This window comes from Roseiflexus sp. RS-1 (assembly GCF_000016665.1).
Taxonomy (GTDB): Bacteria; Chloroflexota; Chloroflexia; order Chloroflexales; family Roseiflexaceae; genus Roseiflexus.
In genome coordinates, this window is sequence record NC_009523.1 from 3,512,838 (window position 1) to 3,532,951 (window position 20,114).

Consider the following 20,114-nt stretch of genomic DNA (forward strand, 5'->3'; position numbering starts at 1 on the left):
GGGACTGTGTATGGCTGTGCAAGAGAGCGTCGGGCGCGCCGCGGCAAAACCGATGGGGAAGCCCAAACTGGGGAAACTGGCGCGACGCGAAGAGCGTGAATTCTATCTCTTCATTTCGCTCTGGATCATCGGGTTCATCGCGTTCGATGCCGGACCGATTCTGGCATCGTTTGCCATCAGTTTCACGAACTGGTCGATGATGACGCCGCCCAACTGGACGGGGTTGCAGAACTATCAGCGTCTCATCGCCGATCCGCTCTTCTACACCGCGATGTGGAATTCGCTCTACTTCGGAGTTGGCAGCGTCGGGTTGGGGCTGATCGTCTCATTTCTGCTGGCGTTGTTGCTGAACCAGAAGGTGTTGGGCATTTCGGTCTTTCGCACCATTTTCTACCTGCCATCGGTGGTGAGCGGTATTGCCGTCGCAATCCTGTGGATCATGATCCTGCACCAGGATTTTGGTCTGATCAATACCGTGCTTTCCTGGTTCGGCATTAAGGGTCCGGGATGGCTGATGCAACCGCAATGGGCGAAGCCAGCGCTGATCCTGATGAGTCTGTGGGGCGCCGGCGGCTCAATGGTGATCTATCTCGCCGGGTTACAGAGTGTGCCACAGCATCTGTATGAGGCGGCCTCCATCGATGGCGCGGGACCGTGGATGAAGTTCTGGCATGTGACCGTCCCAATGATGTCGCCAGTCATTTTCTACAACCTGATCGTTGGCTTCATTGCATCGCTTCAGGGATTCGTGCTGGTGTTGATCATGACGAATGGCGGACCGGCGAATGCGACGTTGATGTTCGGATTGTACATCTATCGGGTGGCGTTCCAGTTCTTCCAGATGGGGTATGCATCGGCGCTGGCGTGGATTCTGCTGGTGGTAATCATGGCGATCACCGCGCTCCAGTTCCTGGGCGCGAAGTACTGGGTGTTCTACGAGGGCGAGGCTGCGCGCTAAGCGTGTGGCGGAAGAGGTGATCAATGGATGCCGATCTGCAACAGACGACGATAGTCAGTGTGCGAACGCAGAGCGGACCGCTGTTCGGCATGCGTAATCAGCGGCTCGCACAGCGGGTGATAGTCTATGCATTGCTCCTGGCGTTATCGGTGGTATTTATTCTGCCGTTTCTGTGGATGGTCTCAACATCGCTGAAGCAGAGCGAAGATGTGTTTACCTACCCGCCCAGTTTTTTTCCGACGACGTTTCTCTGGCAGAACTATCCGCGCGGCTGGACTATTCTTCCTTTCAATACCTTCCTGATCAATTCGCTGATTGTCACCTCCGCGAATGTGATCGGCAACCTGATTTCCTGTTCCCTGGTGGCATTCGGGTTTGCGCGACTGCGCGCCCGCGGGCGGGGCATTCTGTTCCTGGCGTTGCTGGCGACCCTCATGATCCCGCGTGAGGTGACGATCGTGCCGCGCTTCCTGTTGTTCAGCCAGATGGGGTTGGTGAACACCCTCTGGCCCCTGATCCTTCCTGCATGGTTCGGGTATGCGTTCTTCATCTTTCTGCTGCGACAGTTCTTTATGACGATCCCGACCGAACTCGATGATGCAGCGCGTATCGATGGCGCATCATCGCTGCGCATCTTCTTCGAGATCATTCTGCCGCTCTCCAAACCGGCGCTGGCGACTGTGGCAATTTTTGCGTTCATCGGGAACTGGAGCAACCTGCTCGATCCGCTGATCTACATTCGTTCGCAGGACCTGTACACCCTTGCACTTGGACTGAACCTGTTCCGCGGGCAGAACTTCACCCAGTTCAACCTGCTGATGGCGGTGTCGATCATTACGCTGATCCCGGTTCTCACTGTCTTCTTCCTGTCACAACGCCTCTTCGTCCAGGGTGTCACCCTGACCGGCATGGGGGGACGATAGGGCGCTCAGGGGCAGCGGCGTGCCGGTGTCCGTTTGCCCCTCATCCCCCCAACCCCCTTCTCCCACACGGGGAGAAGGGGGAGTTGGGGCGTCCTGATGCGCCTTTGCCCCCTCTTCCCCCCAACCCCCTTCTCCCACACGGGGAGAAGGGGGAGTTGGGGCGTCCTGATGCGCCTTTGCCCCCTCTTCCCCCCAACCCCCTTCTCCCACACGGGGAGAAGGGGGAGTTGGGGCGTCCTGATGCGCTTTGCCCCCTTCTCCCACAAAGGGGCGAAGGGGGAGTTGGGGCGTCCTGATGCCCTTTGCCCCCTTCTCCCACAAAGGGGCGAAGGGGGAGTTGGGGCGTTCTGATGCCCAAAACGAGAGAAGAAACGCAGGGGATTCTCGAAAAACCTGCCACTGTAAGCAACCCTCTTCCCCCACAGAAGGAGAAGCAGATGGATGGTATCGCTGCTTGCACGCGCGACGCTCATGCACCCTGTGGGCAAGATCCCTGCGCACCCTGCACGTGAGATGCCCACACACCTGCGGGCAAGATCCCCGCGCACCCTGCGGACGGGACGCCCGCGCCCCCTGCGGGCAAGATGCCCGCGCTCCCTGCGGACGGGACGCCCGCGCCCCCTGCGGGCAAGATCCCCGCGCACCCTGCGGGTGAGACGCCCGCGCATCCAGGATATGTGAATCACCCCTCCTCGAAAACCCAGTTCTGCTGACGCGCGATCTCGCGCAACGCGCGCGACAGCGCCTCGAGTTGCTTCAGCAGCAGCCCGACTTTCATCGGCGCATCCTGATCCTTGCGCACCCACTTGATCAGATCGCCCTCGGCATGCGCACGGAACAGGCGGTCGGTTTCATCGAGCATCTGGTCGAGTGAACGAATGCGGAAGACGCGCGCTTTGTTCTTTGGCTGATTCTCAATCGTCTCTTCCTCGATGCCGGGAGCGTCCAGATCCACATCCGACGTTTCCTCATCCCACAGATCGGCGTCGTGCTCATCGTCGGGCAGCGTACCGACTGCGGCGCCCTTGAGCAACGAACCGTCAGACGACGGACGGGGAACAACCGGCGCGCCAGCCGTGAGATCGATCCCCTGTTGGAGCGCGTGCAGCGCATCATCGAGCGAGAGATTGGGGTTGGCAGCGAAAAAACTCGCCAGACGACTGATCTCGGCTGCCGACATGCCTTCTTCAACCGCAGCGCGCGCCAGTTCGATCTGCGTGCGTTCATTCGGCACACGTCGCAGATGTTGCGCCTGGGTGACGTTCAGTTCGCCTTTCCGCAGATACTCCTGAATTTCGAGCGGCAGGTCGAGCAGACCCAGGTAGCGCCGCACCGTGCGGGGTGAGAGACCAACCATGCGTGCAGTGGCTTCATCGAGCGCGTTCTCTTCGCTGATGCCGCGATCGAGCGCGATCTGTTCGCGCAATTTCTGAAATGCGCGCGCCTGCTCGAGGTCATTCAGGTCGCGGCGCTGAAGATTTTCGGTCAACTGGCGCAGGAATACCCGCGGATCATCGGGATCGAGCAGCACGCATGGCACCCGTTCCAGCCCCAGTTTCAGCGCAGCAAGCCGCCGTCGATTGCCATACACCACCCGGTAGCGGCTACGCCCGAGATCGACAACGCCGAGCGGTTGCAGCAAGCCATACTCGGCAATCGTCGCCGCCAGCCCATCAATATCGCCAGGGTCCTCGCGAACGCCCTGCGGATCCGGCTCCAGCGCTCGCGGATCGATCCAGAGAAGTTGCATGCATCCTCCAACAGCACAGCATATCTGCACAGGTGTTCGGGGTGAGTATATCAGAAGTTGCAAAGGACGACAAGATTCGGTGCTATAATCGCAACAGCGCGCTCCCGCACAACGTCTTTCTCAGTAAAGAACGTTGATGCAGGACGAGGGAGGACTCCAATGACCACGCGACAGGCGCTGGCGCAGGAGATCGCCGATGCGCAACGGACGATCAGTGCATTGACCGAGGAGATCGCTGCGACCCGCAGTTACATCGCTGCCAATGAGCAGGCGCTCCAGAATCAACCCTCATCGTTGCGCGCAATCACCGAAGAGGGGCTGGCGAAAGCGCGCGCCAGCCTGGCGCGCAAAGAGGCGGAACTTCAGATTGCGCAGCAAACGCTGGCGAATGCGCAGCGCACGCTGGCGAAGGTTGAGGAGATTGGGCGCAAACAGGAGGAGATCCGCAAACTCGAGCAGGATCAGGCGACGATTAATGCCCTGCTCGAACGTGCCCGCAGTGAACTCGCGCGCCTCGAAACCGAACTTCTGACGATGACCGGTCCGGTTTCCGTGCCGCCGTTTGCGCTGGTGCTGAACGATGGGCGAACCGTGGCGCTGCCGACCGATCGCGCCGAGATGCTGATCGGGTGTCAGGACCCGGCGGATCATATCTTCCCCGATATCGATCTGTCACCCTTCGATGCGCGATCCAGCGGTGTCAGCCGGCGGCATGCGCTGCTGCGCTATGCCAGCGGTCAGTGGACGATCACCGACCTGGGCAGCGCCAATGGAACGTTCGTGAACGATGCGGCGCTCACGCCACAGACGCCGGTTGCGCTGCCTGATGGCGCAGTTGTGCGTTTGGGCGCATTTGTTGTAACCTTCCGCTCGAGGGCGCAGAGTAAGACGGTGCGTTTGTAATGGCGACACTTCCCCTGCCTGCACTGGTTGGTCTGGAACTTGCGCAACAGGCGTTGCTGCTGCTGGCAGTCGAGCCGCGCCTGCGGGGGATGGCAGTGGGTGCGCCTGCAGGCGCAGGGAAGAGCAGCCTGGCGCGTGGCATGCGTGATCTGCTTTGCTCTGATGACCGGTCGGTTCCATTTGTGGAATTGCCGCTCGGCATCGACGAAGCCGGTCTGCTGGGGGGACTGGATATCGAAGCGACGCTGCGCGTCGGGCGGCGGGTCGCACGGGCAGGGGCGCTGGCGCGCGCCGATGGCGGCATCCTCTATGCCGATCAGGTCAATCTGCTGCCTGATGCGATCATCAATCCGCTGATCGCCGCAATCGATACGGGCGAAGTGCGTCTGGAGCGCGAGGGTCTCAGCATCCGGTCTCCCGCGCGTTTCGTCTTTATCGGATCCTACGATCCGGCTGAGGGTCTGCCACGTCGCCATCTGCTCGACCGGCTCGGTCTGCTGCTGGTGTTGCCGCGCACGATGAACGAGCAGGCGCGCGCCGAAATTGTGCGGCGCAACATGAGTCGCGCACCCGCGCAGGCTTCTGATGCGTACACCGATGAACTCGATCTGTTGCGCGGGCTGGTGCTGGCGGCGCGTGAGCAACTGCCGCAGGTGCAGATCGCAGACGAGCAGATCGAACAGTTGCTGGCGATGGCAACGCTCTGTGGCGTTGAAGGGCATCGCGCCGATACGTTTGCCGTCTATGCCGCCTGTGCCACAGCCGCGCTTGGTCTGCGCGACCGGGTCGAGCAGGAAGACCTGGAGCTGGCAGTTCGGTTGGTGATTCTACCGCGCGCGACCCGTCTTCCCCCTCCGCCGGATCAACCGCCCGATCAGGCGCCGCCTCCGCCTCCCCCCGATGCCGAAAACGACACGTCTGACGCACCGCCTGAACCGCCCTCGGACGAAGAGTTGACCATTCCGCCCGAACAGGTGCTCAGTGCGCTGGCTGCCGAATTGCCGGTGGAACTGGAGCAACTGCCGTTCCGCGCGTTGCGGCGCGGCAAGACCGGTTCGCGTGGAACGGTTGCAGGGAAGCGCGGACGGCATATTCGGAGCATCCCCGGAGATCCGCGACGCGGCAGGATCGATGTATCCGCCACCCTGCGAGTTGCTGCGCCATTCCAGCCGCTCCGTCGTTCGCAGGCTGGCGCGGATGCTCAATCATCGCGGGTGTTGCTGCGCGCCGATGATCTGCGGATCAAACAGTACCGGAGCAAGGCTGGCGCGCTGTTCCTTTTCGCGGTGGACGCCAGCGGCAGTATGGCGTTGCACCGCATGCGTCAGGCGAAAGGCGCAGTTCACGCCCTGCTTCAGAAGGCGTATGTCCACCGTGATCGGGTGGCGTTGCTGGCATTTCGCGGGCAAAGCGCCGAACTCCTCCTGCCGCCGTCGCAGAGTGTCGAGCTTGCGCGACGCGCACTCGATCTGCTTCCGACCGGCGGCGGCACACCGCTGGCAGCCGCGCTGCTGGCAGCCATCGACGTGGCGCAACAGGCGCGCGCGCGCGGCATTATGCAAACGGTGCTGGTGTTGTTGACCGATGGGCGAGCGAACGTTGGATTGCGCGCCGGGCGCGATCAGGTTGCCGAAGAGTTGCAAACACTCGGTCGTGCGGTGGTAGCATCCGGTATTCAGACAATTGTGGTTGATACGCAGCGAACATACCTGAGCCGGGGCGAGGCGCGCAAACTCGCCGAATGGCTCGCCGGAGAGTATGTGTACCTCCCCAATGCACAGGGCGATCAGATCGCCGCGCTGGCGGTCGAGCGTGTGGATCGGAGGCTCTGACTATCGTAGTGAGCAGTTCGACGCATTGCTGTCCACGCTGTATCCTTGCTTCAACTGTTACAAATCTGGAGTGCAACGTGATGCTCAATCCGGTCAAAGTTTCCAATACTTCGTCTGAAAAACAGAACGTGCTTCTCAGCGAGATAGATCGCCTCAACGAGCAGTTGTCTCTGCGATTCAAAAGTAAATTCGTTGTTCAACCTTCCCTCTCGCGCCTTCTCGTCAGTTTTCAGGCTAACAAGACGAGACCTGTCTATCGCTGCTATTATGACCTCTCCGCCCTACTGTAACCGTTACGATTACACGCGCACGTATGCCCTGGAGCTGGCCCTGCCCGGCATCGATAAGCAAGGGCTGCTGCGCCTCCGCCAGGAGATGCTCAGTTGTACCGTGGAAAATCGCACCAAAGATTTGCTAAGCATTAATCCACGATGGACGACGGCGCTGGCTGCTGCTGATGAGCAGAAACTGTTACAGTCCATTCTGACCTACCTGGAAGACCAAAAAGCGCGAAAGGCCTTGAATAACAATGGCATCCCCAGAATGGTCAGGGGCTATTTTTATGAGATGGCGTGTGTGATCGCGGAGTGTGCGCGCGTGCTTAAGCCCGGCGCCCGGTTGTTTATGGTGAATGACAATGTGCGATACGCTGGCGCAAGTATTTCAGTCGATGTGATTCTGTCTGATATTGCCGAAACATTGGGTTTTTCTGTCGAACATATTCTTGTCTTGCCTGATGGCAAAGGCAATAGCAGCCAACAGATGGGGGAGCATGGACGGGAGTCTTTGCGAAAATGCGTTTATGTCTGGCGAAAATGATGATCCCCTCGCCTCCTTTACAAGAGCCATCTGAGTTCCAGTGATGACCTTGTTACAACTTATGAAGCCACACGTGCAGGCTTTGTTGCACTTGCGCTTGAAAAGAATCGTCGTGCTACGCCTTACGTTGCCGAAGCCAGGGCATTACAGGCAGCCGTATCAAAAGCCAGAACTCCTGCTGATTTGCTGACCATCGAGGGCATAGAGTCAGGCCTGCTCACGTGCAACCTTCCAACCTTAAAACCTTAAACCTTAAACCTTAAACCATCACCCCCATCCACGCCAGCGTCGCCGTACATCCAATCGCTGCCAGGGTCAGAAACGTGTAATACACACGCCCCGCAATCGACCACCATCCGCGCGCCCAGGAGAGCGCTGCGCAGACGATGACCACAACCGTGAGCGCAGGAAGCGTCCAGATCGTTGCCAGCATCGTGAGTGAACGCGGCCATCCGTAGAACAGAGTCGCATCGTTGGCGAGCGCCATCTGCACAAATGTCACCAGAACCGTGGCAACGAACGTCGCTCCCGTCACTCCCGCCAGCACAATCAGCCAGCGCGCAAGTGTCGCGCCTGCCGAAGGCCTGGGCGCTTCGCCGCCGGTGATCAGGCGGAATACCCAGCCCAGGGGCCAGATCAGCCACGCCGAAAGAAGCGTCAGCAGCGCGGCGAGAAACGCGCCAAACGGCATCAGACCGCTCGCATCGAAAGTTGCCAGCGCGAATGCCACCGGCGTGAATATCACCGTCGCCGGTGAAATGAAGCGCAGTCCTGTGCTTTCGGCAAGACAGGAAGCATCCGGTTGCTGCGACGGATTATCGAGAAACGACGCCAGGATCGTGTCGGCGCAGGCGCTCGAACCAACCGCCGCATGCCCGGTGTCGGGGAATGTATACACATATGCCCGACTCAGGGTGCGCGCAACCACATCACCGAACGCTGGCGGCGTGATCGGATCGAACCGCCCCGACAGAACCAGTGTTGGCACATCGCTGACCACCGGTTCATCAACAAACGGTTCGAGCGGTTCGACCTGCCAGACAGCGCAGCGTTCCAGGTACCCTTCGAGACTGCGTCGCGCGTCGAGCGCAATAAAGGGGCGCACCCCCTCCAGCGGCGCGTCCTCCGGCGTGAAATCGGCATCCTCGGCGCAGATCACCGAGTAGTGCATTCCCAGGCTGAAGGTGCGGTCAAACACGATCAGCGGCAACACCTGCCCCAGCACCCGAAAATCGTTGCGCGTCGCGTCATCGATGATCCGTGGAACCGCCGGGATGAAACCCGACGAGTACATGATCTGGAAGAGAACACTGGCGAAACTGTCGCCATCAAGCACTGCGTTGTACGTTTTGCCAGTTTCGTTATCGGTGATCGGCACACGCGCCGGTTCGCGGTTGAGCCGTTCGATGACTGTCACCAGTGATTGTTCCAGGTTCGGGTAGGCGCTGCGACATCCGGGATCAGCCGCGCATGCGCCAAACAGTTCGGTGTAGACGCGATCCTGTGAGCGGGGAGTCTCGGTCAGGTAATTGACGCTGGCTGGCACAACCGCATCGAGCACGACGCTCCGCAGAATGCCAGGGTGATCGCGCATGACATGCTGCGCCAGCAGTGTGCCGTAAGAGACGCCGTACAGGTTGATCTGCTCATACCCCAGAGCGCGTGCCAGTGCAGCAACATCGGCGGCGTTCTCGACACTGTTGAAGGCGGAAACATCGATCCGCTCACGCTCCAGGCGGCGACGACAGGCTGTGACCGCTTCCAGCGACAATCGATCCGCCTCTTCGTAGGTCAACCGTTGTTCGATGGTGCGTTCAACCAGTTCCCACTGTTCCTCGCAGACCAGTGAAGGTTCGGAATAGAGTGCGCCGCGCTGATCGAACAGCACAATATCGCGGTCAAGCAGATCACGCAGACGGTTGCCGGGGGCGAAGAGAGTCCGGGTGTACGTGTCGATCGTCGAGCCACCCGGACCGCCCTGCAACATCACCAGCGGATCGGGTTTGCGATTGGCGGCGCGTGATTTGATAATCGCCACCGCAAGCCGGATAACGGGACCGTCAGGACGTTCGTGGCGCTCTGGAACCTGCAACCAGCCGCACTCCAGATCGCGTCCTTCCACCGCGCCGGACGGCAGCTTGAACATACAGGCATCGGGTTGAAACGTCCCAGTCGGAGTGGCTGACTGGACAGGAGATGCGATGAATGACACCATCAGCATCAGGATGATCACGAGCAGCATCGCGCTGCGCTGGCGAATGATAATCAAAACGAAGACCCCTTCCGGTATCAAAAAATTATGCGACAATATGTATGATACATACATATTGCAACAAACAATGCTCTTCCTGCGTTGATACTATGGTACCAGCATTTTGAACCGCACAAGCACACGAGTATTCTGACATGCTCAACGTAGCCTTTCACCGTCGCCACACATCCGCCTTCCTGCTGTTTCTCCTGCTGATTGCCTCGCTGATGCTCCCCGTTGCGGCGGGTCGTGCGGAGTCAGGGAATAGTGTGCGGGTCATCGTCGTCCTGCGCGCGCCTGCGGCGGCAGACGGGGATGGTCTGATGGCGCCGGATGCAATTGCGCAGGTGCAGGAACAATTTGCGCCAGCCGCCATCGCCGCAGGCGCGCGCGAGATCGCCCGCCTGGACACACTGCCGGTCATGATTGTGGAAGCGCCACGGGGTGCGCTCAACCGCCTGGCAAATCACCCGCTGGTGGCGAATGTCGCCGAAGACGCGCTGGCGGCGCCTCACCTGTCTGGCAGCGTCCCGCTGACCCATGCCGATCAGGCGCAACAGGCAGCGAATGGCGCCGGCGTAGCAATTGCTATCGTCGATACTGGCGTCGATGCTGCGCATCCATTCCTGGGCGGGCGGGTGATCGCAGAAGCATGCTTCTCGACAAACAATTCCGCCCAGGGAGCGACATCGCTCTGTCCCGGCGGCGGATCCCAGGCGTTCGGTCCCGGCGCTGCCGCACCCTGTTCGCTGTCGAACTGCGACCATGGGACGCATGTCGCCGGTATCGCTGCTGGAGACGGCGGCATCGCGCCGGGCGCGTCGATCATTGCAGTCCAGGTATTCTCAAAGATTGCCAGTTGCTCGGCGTTCTCATTGCCGTCGCCATGTGCACTCAGTTACGTTTCCGATCAGTTACGCGCGTTCGACTGGCTGGCATCAACCGCCTTCACGCCGCCGCTGGCAGTCGTTAATCTGAGTCTGGGCGTAGGAACGTTCACCAGCGTCACGGCGTGCGATGCAAGCCCAATCGGCGCAGCAATGTTCCCCGCGATTGCAACGCTGCGCAGCCAGGGCGTGACGACGGTCGCTTCATCGGGCAACAGTGGCGCGACCAATGCGCTCAGCCTGCCGGGGTGCCTGTCGAATGTTGTCAGCGTTGGCGCAACGACAAAGACGAACCCGGAGCAGGTTGCGTCGTTCTCCAACAGCGCATCGTTCCTGACGCTACTGGCGCCGGGGGTTGGAATCGTTTCATCAACAACAGGCGGGGGATTTGCGATGAAATCGGGGACCTCGATGGCGGCGCCGCATGTGGCAGGGGCGCTCGCACTGTTGCGTAGTGCGCGACCCGGATACCCTTCGGATGCCTATGTCACAGCGCTGGTCAACACCGGAACACCGATCCTCGATACGCGCAACGGTGTGATCAAGCCACGCATCGATGTTGCGGCTGCGCTCGGTGCGTTGACCCCCATGCAGGAGCGCGCCTTCTTGCCGATGGTTGCGCGCCCGTAAGCGGCGGTAGACCGAAATTCATTTCGGTCGCCGCGTGGGGAGTGCGATTCCGGGGAGTGTTCAACCTTGTCCAAACAGGTTCAACCTTTGTGAGAACTGCTCTAAATCCGCTCTACCGAACGAGCCGTCGGGCTCATGGAGATTGAGTGCGCCTCAGCAGGCTGAATTGAGAAATAAATCCGCTATCCCGCACTAGCCGTGGGGCTAAAGCCCTCGGCTAGGCAAGGCAAAGCCCGCCTGCGCGGGCTATACCGGATTATTTCTTTAAAGACCATAAGCCCTGGCTGAGGTCGGACAAGACCTGCGGGCTGGATCAACCTGGCGACCCCTCGGCATAAAGAAGGATGATTGGACGCGCCAGCCCCGCAGGGGCTTCCACGCGCTCAGGGAGGGCTTTAGCCCGCACGCGAGCGGAGTCACGCCTGACGACGGACGATGTCGGATGTCTTCTCTCACCGACCGACATGCATGCTGGTCGCCGCGCGGGGAGTGCGATAGTAACTGCGCTCGTCCAGGGAGGTTCCACCTCTATGAGAACTGCTATAATTTTCAATCTTCTATACCTCTTCCTGCCGCAGCAGGCGGTAAGCATCCGAGTCGAAAACATAGCCGGTGAAAAACTGGAGACCAGGTCCCGATAAACCACAGGAGCGATGCAGCATACTGCATCGCTCCTGAAATACTGCGGGTCATGGTTGTCACGGGGAAGGGGACGCGCCCCTTTCCCGCGATCCCTGATGCTCACCTACCGATTGCCGCCGCCGAAGTCGTCGAGAAGCGCATTGTTCGCCTGGTGATAGAACAGACCGATGCGACCGCCGCGGTTGACGTACAGGTTGCCGACAACTGTGGTTGTATCGGCAACACCGATCAGTGTGCAGTTGACATAGACGCGAACCGAGCCGTCAGCCAGCGCGCGCGCGCCAAGCACGTCACCGTTGGTGAGGGTCACGTTCGTAAAGACACGCACCGTGCGCCATCCCCATCCGGGCTGAAGCGCCTCAACAACGATCTGGCGATTCACGGCATCGTAGGAGACCAGAATGGCGCCCTGCGTTGCGTTTGTGCCGCGCCCCTTCAGCAGCAGCGTGTGGTGTGCGCTGTTGGGGTCAATCGCGGTCAACGTGACGAAGGCTTCTTGATCTGTGCCAAACTGGGTTTTCCACAGCACGGCGCCACCCTGCTCGACATCGACCCGGTTACCGGCGATGCGATACTGGTCGAGTTGCGTCGCGCCGGTCCAGTTACGTCCCAGCCGTCCATTCGCGCGGTTGAAGGTGTCGAGGATGCCGGTCGCCGGGAAGGTCGTGACCTTCACCGTGATCGATTTCACTTCTTCAACAGCGCCCCACTCGTCGGTTGAGAAGAACTCAACCAGGTTCGCGCCTTCGCTTGTGATTGCGAAAGGCGTTGTATACGTCTGCCACGGACCGCCGTTCACACGGTACTGCGTCGTCGCCGGTTCATCGGTCGTCAGCGTGATCGTCGCGCTGCCGAAGAAGCAGTCTGCCGGGCAGAGCGGCGTGGTCGGTCCGCTGACGCTCGCGGTTGTCACCGGCGGAATGGCGATGCCGTTGAGCAGGATGCGTCCACTCGTTTCGGTTTGCCCGTCGGTGGCGCTGAGAGTCATCGTCACTGGACCGGCATAGTTGAGCGCCGGGGTGAACGTCAGATTCGCCAGCGCTGCATTCACAGCGGCAGGTGCGCCGCTGATCGTGGTTGCGTTGAGCGTTCCTGCAGTCGCCGGATCAACCGTCAGCGTCACCGTCACCGGCGCCGAGTCTGGATCGATGACAAATGGGTCGTACAACGCCAGCGGCGTCTCTTCGGTGTACGTCTGGGTGAAGAGCAGATCGCCGAGTGGTACGCGCGCCACAGTCAGGTCATTGCTGACTTCGTTGGCTGCCAGAACATACAGCGCGCTGTTGCGTTCGAACAGTTTGACCCCTTCAGGGTTCGTGCCGGCTGGCAACAGCAGGAAGACGTTCGGCGCAGCGGGGTTGGTCACATCAACCAGCGCCACCGACCGGGCGCGTTCCAGCCCAACGGCGACAATCGCCCGTCCGCCGAACACCTTCGCGTCCAGCACCTCCGGCTCGGAACCGCCACGGTCGCTGCGGCTGTCCGGGTACAGACCATAGCGCGCCGCAAGTTCGTCGATCTGGTTGCCAGTGTCACCAACCAGCATGCCAGTAGTGGCATCGAAGACGCTGACCGTGCGACCGCCGCGCACCCGTCCGCTGATCGCACCCGGTGGAATATCGTCGCGCGTATCGCCTTCATCAGCCGTCACGAAGTAGCCATTGCCGCCGATCTCAATGTATGCGATGCCATCCGGCTCGCGGAACAGGCTCAACAACCGCGTGGGGTTGAAGCCACCGCCGTTGACCGTATCGAACACGTGGGTCGTCTTCCCCAGCCCGAAGAACGTCAGGCTGTTGTCCGCCAGGTTAAGGCGTGCCACGCCGTTGTTCTCCTGAAGCGAGACATAGGCGTACTGGCTGTCTGCCGAGAAGACGACCGATTCCGGCTCCAGGGTCGCAGGCGTGTTGTCGATGAGCAGTCGGGCAATATCGTCGGTGCGGTTGGTCATGAAACCAGGCGTACTCGCCTGTGAAGGCAGCGAGATCTGCGTCAAGCTCAGCGTGGTCGAGGTATCCGGGTCAAAACTGCTCAGATCGACCACCGTCAGCGACCCTGGTCCGCCGTTGTCACCGACGGCGAAACCCTCTGCCTCGTTCGCAATCACAGCATACTGCCCGTTCGGCGAAATAGCGACCGAGTCGGGCTGAATACCCGTGCTCGCGCTGGCGATCAACGTGCCGTCGAGACGATAGGCATAGACCGTCCCATTCACAGGCGCTGCTGCCGGCGCCGCCGAACCGGCAACCGCCAGGAAGTAGTCCTGTGTCGGGTGAATGGCAACCGAGTTCAACCCGGTCAATCCGGTAATGGTCGTCAGGACGCGGATGTTGAACAGGTCGGTAGTGTCGAGCACATACACGATGCCAGCGTCAGCATTGCTCAACACTGCGCGGTTCCCGCGAATGTCAATGATTTCGGCGCCGGTGATGCCCTGGCTCGCTCCGAAAGTTGCCACTGCCGAGATTGCAATTGGGTCGTTCAGGTTCAATCCGACCAGGATCGGATCATGGTCTGAGGTGCGATACTGGTCTGGCGCAAACAGGCTCGTCTGCTGCCCCACGCTCTTGAAGTTCAGATTGTAGTCGAGCACATTCGGCTCATCGGCGTTGATGTGGTACTCGCTCACCCCACTGACCTTCGCCAGCGCCGGAGGCGATGCCAGGGCGTAGTCGAGATACCCCCACTGACCGTTGAACACGTAAGAATAGGCGCTCTCGCCGACGAAGGTGCGCGCCAGGTCGGTGTACCCCGCTGCACGGAGGACGTCAATTGGATCTTCCTGGGCATAGGAGTTGAGGTCGCCTATGATCAGAATGTCCGGGTCGCCTGTGCCGGTCGGGTCGGTCGCCAGCCAGGTAACCAACTCCTGCGCAGCGTTGCGTCGCACGATGTTGCAGTTGCCCGATCCATCGCCAGCGTCCGGGACATCGCACGGGCTTCCCTTCGACTTGAGGTGATTGACAACAACAGTCACATCCTCGCCGCTGGCGCGGTGGCGGAAAGTCTGCGCCAGCGCGGGGCGGTTGCGCGGCGCCGAGTCGCCGCCGTTGACGAACGCAACCGTGTTGAGCACTGCCGTCTGTCCTACCGGCGTCACCACGGCGGGCTTGTAGATCAGCGCCACCTTGATCGCGTCCGTGCCGAGGGCATTCACCTGTCCGGTTGCAGCATCGACGTCGATGAAAGCGTAGGTTCCCGGCGCTGTGGCGGCATTCAGCCGATTCACGAGTTCGGCGAGCGCGCTGTTGGGTCCGTACCCATCGTTCTCAACCTCGATCAGTCCAAGCACCTCTGCATCCAGACGCAGGATTGCCTGGATCAGTTTGGCGTTCTGGCGCTCGAATTCGGTTGCGTTCTCCGCACCGCGACAACCGGTCGTAGCGCCGCCGACACCCAGCGTACAGCCGGTGAAGGTGTTGAAGTAGTTCAGCACGTTGAACGCTGCCACCTGCATATCGCCGCCGACATTGACCGGCAGATCGGGGCGCGGGTTGGCGGCGACAAAGTTGGGCACGCCGCCGCCAAGCGCATTGACCGGACGCACCCGGTAGGCATTGCCGCTGGCAGGGTTGCCCGCCCAGGTGTAGGTCATCACGCCGACCAGTCCCGTCACCGTGTCGCCGCCCCGCAGAGTGTTGCTGGCGCTCAGCGGATTGCCGCCGCGTCCGAAACGGATCGGATCGGGGTTCTGGTTGTTCAACTCATCATCGACAATGATCCGGTTGAGATTGTTGGCATCCTGCAATGCCAGCGCCGCCGGTCCCGGCGCCACAACGTCGGTCGGCTGGCGCAGGCGCCCGCCCGAACTCAGCACAACCTGCCCGAAGCGCCCCAACTGGAAATGTTCGGTGACGTAGAGCGTTTGCGGGAAGCGTACCAGCATGCCCTCATAGCGCTCCAGATAGGTCGCGTCCGGGAAGGGCATGGAAACATCGACCGGAGCAACCGTCGCGGTGGTTCCACAGAACTCGATGGCGGTCACATTCCCGATCTGGGTCTGATCCTGGAACTCGGTCGCCGTGCCGGTCACCTGAACGACCTGACCGAGGCTGACGGAGTCGTTGTTGCTGTTGAAAACGAAGATGCCCTCGGACGTGAGCGGATCGGCATCGACCTGGGCAATCTCCTGAATGTAGAAACCGCGCAGATTCGGCGTCGCACCTTCATAGTCGCCGACGACCACGCCCTGAATGGTGACGACCGTGCCGCTGAGCGGGGTCGTGGCGCCGTTCCCCTGCACCTGGTTGATCGGCGTATCCGGTGCGCTACAGGCAACCGGAACCGGGGTCGGTTCTGGTGTTGGCGAGGGGGTGGGGGTGGCGCTGCTGATCGGCTCGCCGCGCACGGTGACCATATCGAAGCGCAGGGTGCCGCTGGCGCCGTAGCTGCTTCCCGGATTGGACGGCGCGTAGACGCTACTGCTGGCGGCAAACGCTGCCACCACGCGGAACACGACGTTCGGATTATTGTTCAGCGCCGGGATGCTGCTGAAGTCGAACGAGCGATTGTTGAACCACGCATCGCCCGCGGTCGCCACAAAGGTGGTAGCTTCGCTAAACGTCGCGCCGCCATCGGTCGAATAGAGCAGCGCGACGGTGTTGGCGGCGGTATTACTATGACGCAGGTCGAAACTGAAGAGAATGTTCTGATACCCGACCGTGCTGACGGCGAACTGGACGCCGCGCTGGCGATCCTGAGTTCCCTGCGGCGCATAGGTGGTTGTATTCCACGCCGAGTCATCGCCGGTGGCGGGGTCGGTGCTGCCGCCGCTCGCATCGCCGCTGGCGAATGTCGCAGTTGTGCCGCCGACGAGGGAAGCGATTCCGCTGCCGATCGCCGGATCGGTCGTGCCAGTATTTGTGTTGTTGTCAGGCGTCGGGGAATTGAATGTCCACTGGGTGATGATCGTGGTGGTTGCGGTCGCCGGTTGCGCGATTCCGAGCATGCCAGCGAAGAGCAACGCCAGCATTGCCGCTGCAATGACCAGGCGCTGCGCCGCAACCGGGCGGCGATTGGGATGAACCATGCACGTGCTCCTTCCAGACACTCTTCTCACATCAGGGATCACCGGTCGTAACGTGTCCTTCACTGGATGCCGGGAATCAGGCAACGCGCCGGTTGGGGATCTCCTGCGGCAGGCGCCGTACAAACCGGCGCGTTATGCCTCAGACCCCGGCATTCTGTCGGGCGACACCAATCGCGAATCGTTGCTTTGCAACGACCCTTCTCGTTTTCTTCACTCGCCTGATCCTCAAACTGGCTCGACGCGATTATACTCACAGTGCGGTTAAGAAAGAAGCCTGAAATTGTTAAGCACCACGGATAACATGATTACAGTGTTTTCATCCGCGTATTTCCTTGACACTGCCCGCTCCTGGGTGCTATGCTGATACCTGTGGTCAAAGCGGAGCTCGTGTCAGGATCGTCGCATGTCGGCTCGCGCTGCTGTTTCGCGCCTCCTCATTATTGTCCTGGTTCTCCTTTCTTCGTGTGTGGGTGATTCTGGCAGAATCGCTGTGCATGCATCAGGAGTTCTTGCCGCTTCTCCTGAGTCAATCGGTGAAACGCTGGCGTCGGGTCAGCAGGTCACGCGACCGCTGGTTATCACGAATACCGGGACAACCCCGATCACCGCCTTGCTGTACGAAGCGTATGCGCAACCATCGCTGGCAATGGCGCATGCCTGGGGTCCTGCCAGCGTACCATTGCCACAGCAGGAACAATCGCTCGACCCGCGCCTGGCAACGCAACTGGACGAACCCTCCGAGCGTGGTGCGTTCATTGTCTATTTGCACGACCAGGCAGACCTGAGCGCGGCGTATGGCATAACCGACTGGGGGGAACGCGGGTGGTTCGTTTACCGCACGCTGGTCGAACACGCGGAGCGCACCCAGCGTGCTCTGCGCGCTGAACTGTCGGCGCGCGGTCTGGCATACCGACCATTCTGGATTGTCAATGCGGTCTATGTCGAAGGAACGCTCACCGATGCGCAGGCGCTGGAACGACGCGCCGACGTTGCGCTGGTTCGCACCGATGCGCGTGTGGCGGTTGCGCCGCAGGTGTCGGCGCCAGCGAGTCTCGATGAGCGTTGCAGTTCGGACGGTAATCCGGTGTGCTGGAATATCCGGGCGATTGGCGCCGACCGGGTCTGGAATGAGTTTGGCATCACCGGTCAGGGAGTCACCGTTGCGTCAATCGACACCGGCGTGTTGGGGATCCATCCGGCGCTGCGCGACCGGTATCGCGGCGCGCTTGGCGGCGGAATGTACGATCACAACTACAACTGGTACGATCCGCAGGGTGTGTTTCCGATGCCGGTCGATCAGAACGGGCACGGCACCCACACCACCGGCACGATCGTCGGCAGTCGACCGGGCGGTGAGCGGTTCGGCGTTGCGCCGGGCGCACGGTGGATTGCTGCGCAGGGGTGCGATGGGTCATTCTGTAGCGAAAGCGATCTGTTTGCCGCCGCGCAGTGGATCCTGGCGCCGACCGATCTCAACGACCGCAATCCGCGACCGGACCTTCGCCCGATGATTGTCAACAACTCATGGGCAGGCGGCAGCAACGACCCATGGTATGCCGGCTATACCGCCGCCTGGCGCGCAGCGGGCATCTTTCCGGTCTTCGCGGCGGGCAACGGCGTCGGCGCCTGCCGCACAATTGCGTCTCCAGGCGATTATGCCGATGTGGTGGCAGTCGGCGCCACCAATCGCAGCGGTTCGATTGCATCATTCAGTCTGCGCGGTCCTGCCGCCGATGGGCGGATGAAGCCGGACTTCGTCGCTCCCGGTGATGGCGGCATTTACTCTGCATCGCTCAATGACGGGTACACAACACTGCGCGGCACATCAATGGCGACTCCGCATGTCGCCGGGGTGGCTGCGCTGCTTTACGCTGCCAATCCGGCGCTGATCGGCGATTACGACGCAACCTATGCCATCCTGCGCGACACGGCGCGGCGGCGAGATGATCCGCAGTGTGGCGTCGTAGCAGGGGGCGGGAACAATGTCTACGGGTGGGGGTTGATCGACGCACACGCGGCTGTTGCCCGCGCGCGCGTTGATGTTCCCTGGTTGCGCCTCCCGACGACGACCCTGAACCTTGATCCCGGTCAAAGCGCATCCGTCAACGTGACCCTCGACGCCAGCGGTGTTGCAACACCCGGAATCTACACGGCGCGCATCCAGATCTATGCCGGTGATCTGACCCTTCCGCCGGTAACAGTGACGGTCACAATGGTCGTGACCGGTGCTGGCGGTACACTGGTGACCGGCATTGTGCGTGATGCAGAGACCGGTACGCCGCTTGCGGCAACAGTCCGCACTGAGAACGGCGCGAGCACAACGACTGCGGCTGACGGAACATTCGCACTGGTGCTGACCACGGGTGTCCATACCCTGACCGCTTCCGCTCGCTCGTATGCACCCCGGCAACGCACGATCACCGTGCCGACCGACGGATCGGTCGATTTTGGGTTGCTGCTCGATGCGCCGCAGGTTGCATTATCGACCGATTACGTGACAGCCACACTCGATTTCAACACCAGTGTCACGCGCACGGTAACGATCACGAACACCGGCACACGTCCATTGACGTTCGAAGCGAAGGTCGGGTATGCGCCATTCGGCATCTATCGCAGTGACGAGCCGGGGGGACCGGTGTACCGGTGGATCGACCTGCCACCTGATGCACCAACCCTGGAACTGACGAACACAACCCGGATCGATGGCGTGCCATTGGGACTGACATTCCCGCTCTATACCTACACGGTTACCGAGACCTCCATCACGTCGGATGGGACGCTGATGTTTGACTGGCCCTATCCGTACACCGGTCTGCTGGAGCGTTGTCTGCCGGCGACTGAAGCATTCTTCAACCTGCTTGCGCCATTCCGCACCGACCTTGACCCGTCGCGCGGCGGAATTGTGCGTTATGGAACGGTCAACAACGGCACAACGTTTGTGGTCAGTTTCGAGGATGTACCGACCGCCGCAGGTCCGCCGGATCACACCTTCACGTTCCAGACGTTGCTTCACCAGGATGGCCGGATTGTCTACCAGTACCGCGATCTGGGAGCGTTGCCGGAGCGTCTCAGTGTTGGGATTCAGAAAAGCCTGAACCAGGTGCAACGGATCGGTTGCGGCGCCGATACGCCGATCGCTCCGGGACTGGCCATCGAGTTCAGACCACAGTTCCGTCCGGAGGGTTGGGTGATCGTGAACCCGGAGAAAGGGTCGCTTGAACCGGGCGCCAGCACAAACCTGACGTTCACCTACTTCTGGCAGGCGCCGCCGCAGGGGAACCATCTCCGCACAACCATTGTCATCTCCAGCAGCGATCCGCGTCGCCGCACAGCAACGATTATGACTGAGGCTGCGATGCGTCCGGCGCCGCATGTGGTATGGCTGGGCATCGTGGCGCGGTAATCGTGCGCCAATTCAGCAATTCCAACAAAGCTGGACATAGCGGGCATCAGTGCGTCCGGCGTTGAACCCAGGCGGCATAGCAATCCT

At 61.0% G+C, this 20,114-nt stretch carries 9 protein-coding genes and 2 pseudogenes; 8 read left to right on the plus strand and 3 right to left on the minus strand.

Annotation, left to right across the window (positions count from 1 at the left end; all coding sequences use genetic code 11):
• The first annotated feature begins 10 nt into the window (after window positions 1-10).
• Both ROSERS_RS14515 and ROSERS_RS14520 read left to right on the plus strand, forming a co-directional pair.
• Window positions 11-958, plus strand: a complete 948-nt coding sequence (locus ROSERS_RS14515) for a carbohydrate ABC transporter permease (protein WP_011957534.1) — start codon at window positions 11-13, stop codon at window positions 956-958.
• A gap of 23 nt (window positions 959-981) precedes the next feature.
• Entirely contained in the window at window positions 982-1,881 is a 900-nt protein-coding gene (locus ROSERS_RS14520; protein WP_011957535.1) for a carbohydrate ABC transporter permease, read from the plus strand.
• Between the two features lie 682 nt (window positions 1,882-2,563).
• Here ROSERS_RS14520 and ROSERS_RS14530 read toward each other — a convergent pair.
• Complete coding sequence (locus tag ROSERS_RS14530; RefSeq protein WP_011957536.1) at window positions 2,564-3,631, minus strand: ParB/RepB/Spo0J family partition protein; 1,068 nt, start codon at window positions 3,629-3,631, stop codon at window positions 2,564-2,566.
• A gap of 159 nt (window positions 3,632-3,790) precedes the next feature.
• On the opposite strand from ROSERS_RS14530, the gene ROSERS_RS14535 reads away from it, so the two are divergent.
• The 4 genes and pseudogenes from ROSERS_RS14535 to ROSERS_RS25100 all read left to right on the plus strand — a co-directional run.
• Complete coding sequence (locus tag ROSERS_RS14535) at window positions 3,791-4,534, plus strand: FHA domain-containing protein (RefSeq protein WP_011957537.1); 744 nt, start codon at window positions 3,791-3,793, stop codon at window positions 4,532-4,534.
• The gene (gene bchD / locus ROSERS_RS14540; protein ID WP_011957538.1) at window positions 4,534-6,366 is read left to right on the plus strand and encodes a magnesium chelatase ATPase subunit D; all 1,833 of its coding nucleotides are present in this window, start codon (window positions 4,534-4,536) and stop codon (window positions 6,364-6,366) included. The genes ROSERS_RS14535 and bchD overlap by 1 nt, the downstream gene beginning before the upstream one ends.
• Before the next feature lie 261 nt (window positions 6,367-6,627).
• A pseudogene (locus tag ROSERS_RS14550) lies at window positions 6,628-7,185 on the plus strand (site-specific DNA-methyltransferase); the annotation flags it as partial.
• A 30-nt stretch (window positions 7,186-7,215) separates the two neighbouring features.
• Window positions 7,216-7,407 (plus strand): annotated as a pseudogene (locus ROSERS_RS25100) (AvaI/BsoBI family type II restriction endonuclease); the annotation flags it as partial.
• Between the two features lie 37 nt (window positions 7,408-7,444).
• Here the strand turns inward: ROSERS_RS25100 and ROSERS_RS14555 are convergent.
• The gene (locus ROSERS_RS14555) at window positions 7,445-9,454 is read right to left on the minus strand and encodes an alpha/beta fold hydrolase (RefSeq protein ID WP_232282620.1); all 2,010 of its coding nucleotides are present in this window, start codon (window positions 9,452-9,454) and stop codon (window positions 7,445-7,447) included.
• 137 nt (window positions 9,455-9,591) lie between these two features.
• Between ROSERS_RS14555 and ROSERS_RS14560 the strand changes: the two genes are divergently transcribed.
• Window positions 9,592-10,953, plus strand: a complete 1,362-nt coding sequence (locus tag ROSERS_RS14560; protein ID WP_011957540.1) for a S8 family peptidase — start codon at window positions 9,592-9,594, stop codon at window positions 10,951-10,953.
• Window positions 10,954-11,698: 745 nt separating this feature from the next.
• On the opposite strand, the gene ROSERS_RS24245 is transcribed toward ROSERS_RS14560, so the two are convergent.
• Window positions 11,699-16,624, minus strand: coding sequence for an ExeM/NucH family extracellular endonuclease (locus tag ROSERS_RS24245; protein WP_011957541.1), 4,926 nt, complete (start codon window positions 16,622-16,624; stop codon window positions 11,699-11,701).
• 490 nt (window positions 16,625-17,114) lie between these two features.
• Between ROSERS_RS24245 and ROSERS_RS14570 the strand changes: the two genes are divergently transcribed.
• A complete protein-coding gene (locus ROSERS_RS14570; protein ID WP_232282621.1) occupies window positions 17,115-20,027 on the plus strand; it encodes a S8 family serine peptidase in 2,913 nt (970 codons plus the stop codon).
• Window positions 20,028-20,114: the final 87 nt, after the last annotated feature.

Bases quoted from the DNA above. Each gene is read 5' to 3' on its own strand.
- ROSERS_RS14515 (WP_011957534.1), top strand. From the start codon at position 11: ATGGCTGTGCAAGAGAGCGTCGGGCGCGCCGCGGCAAAACCGATGGGG.
- ROSERS_RS14530 (WP_011957536.1), bottom strand. From the start codon at position 3,631: ATGCAACTTCTCTGGATCGATCCGCGAGCGCTGGAGCCGGATCCGCAG.
- ROSERS_RS14560 (WP_011957540.1), top strand. From the start codon at position 9,592: ATGCTCAACGTAGCCTTTCACCGTCGCCACACATCCGCCTTCCTGCTG.
- bchD (WP_011957538.1), top strand. From the start codon at position 4,534: ATGGCGACACTTCCCCTGCCTGCACTGGTTGGTCTGGAACTTGCGCAA.
- ROSERS_RS24245 (WP_011957541.1), bottom strand. From the start codon at position 16,624: ATGGTTCATCCCAATCGCCGCCCGGTTGCGGCGCAGCGCCTGGTCATT.
- ROSERS_RS14535 (WP_011957537.1), top strand. From the start codon at position 3,791: ATGACCACGCGACAGGCGCTGGCGCAGGAGATCGCCGATGCGCAACGG.
- ROSERS_RS14520 (WP_011957535.1), top strand. From the start codon at position 982: ATGGATGCCGATCTGCAACAGACGACGATAGTCAGTGTGCGAACGCAG.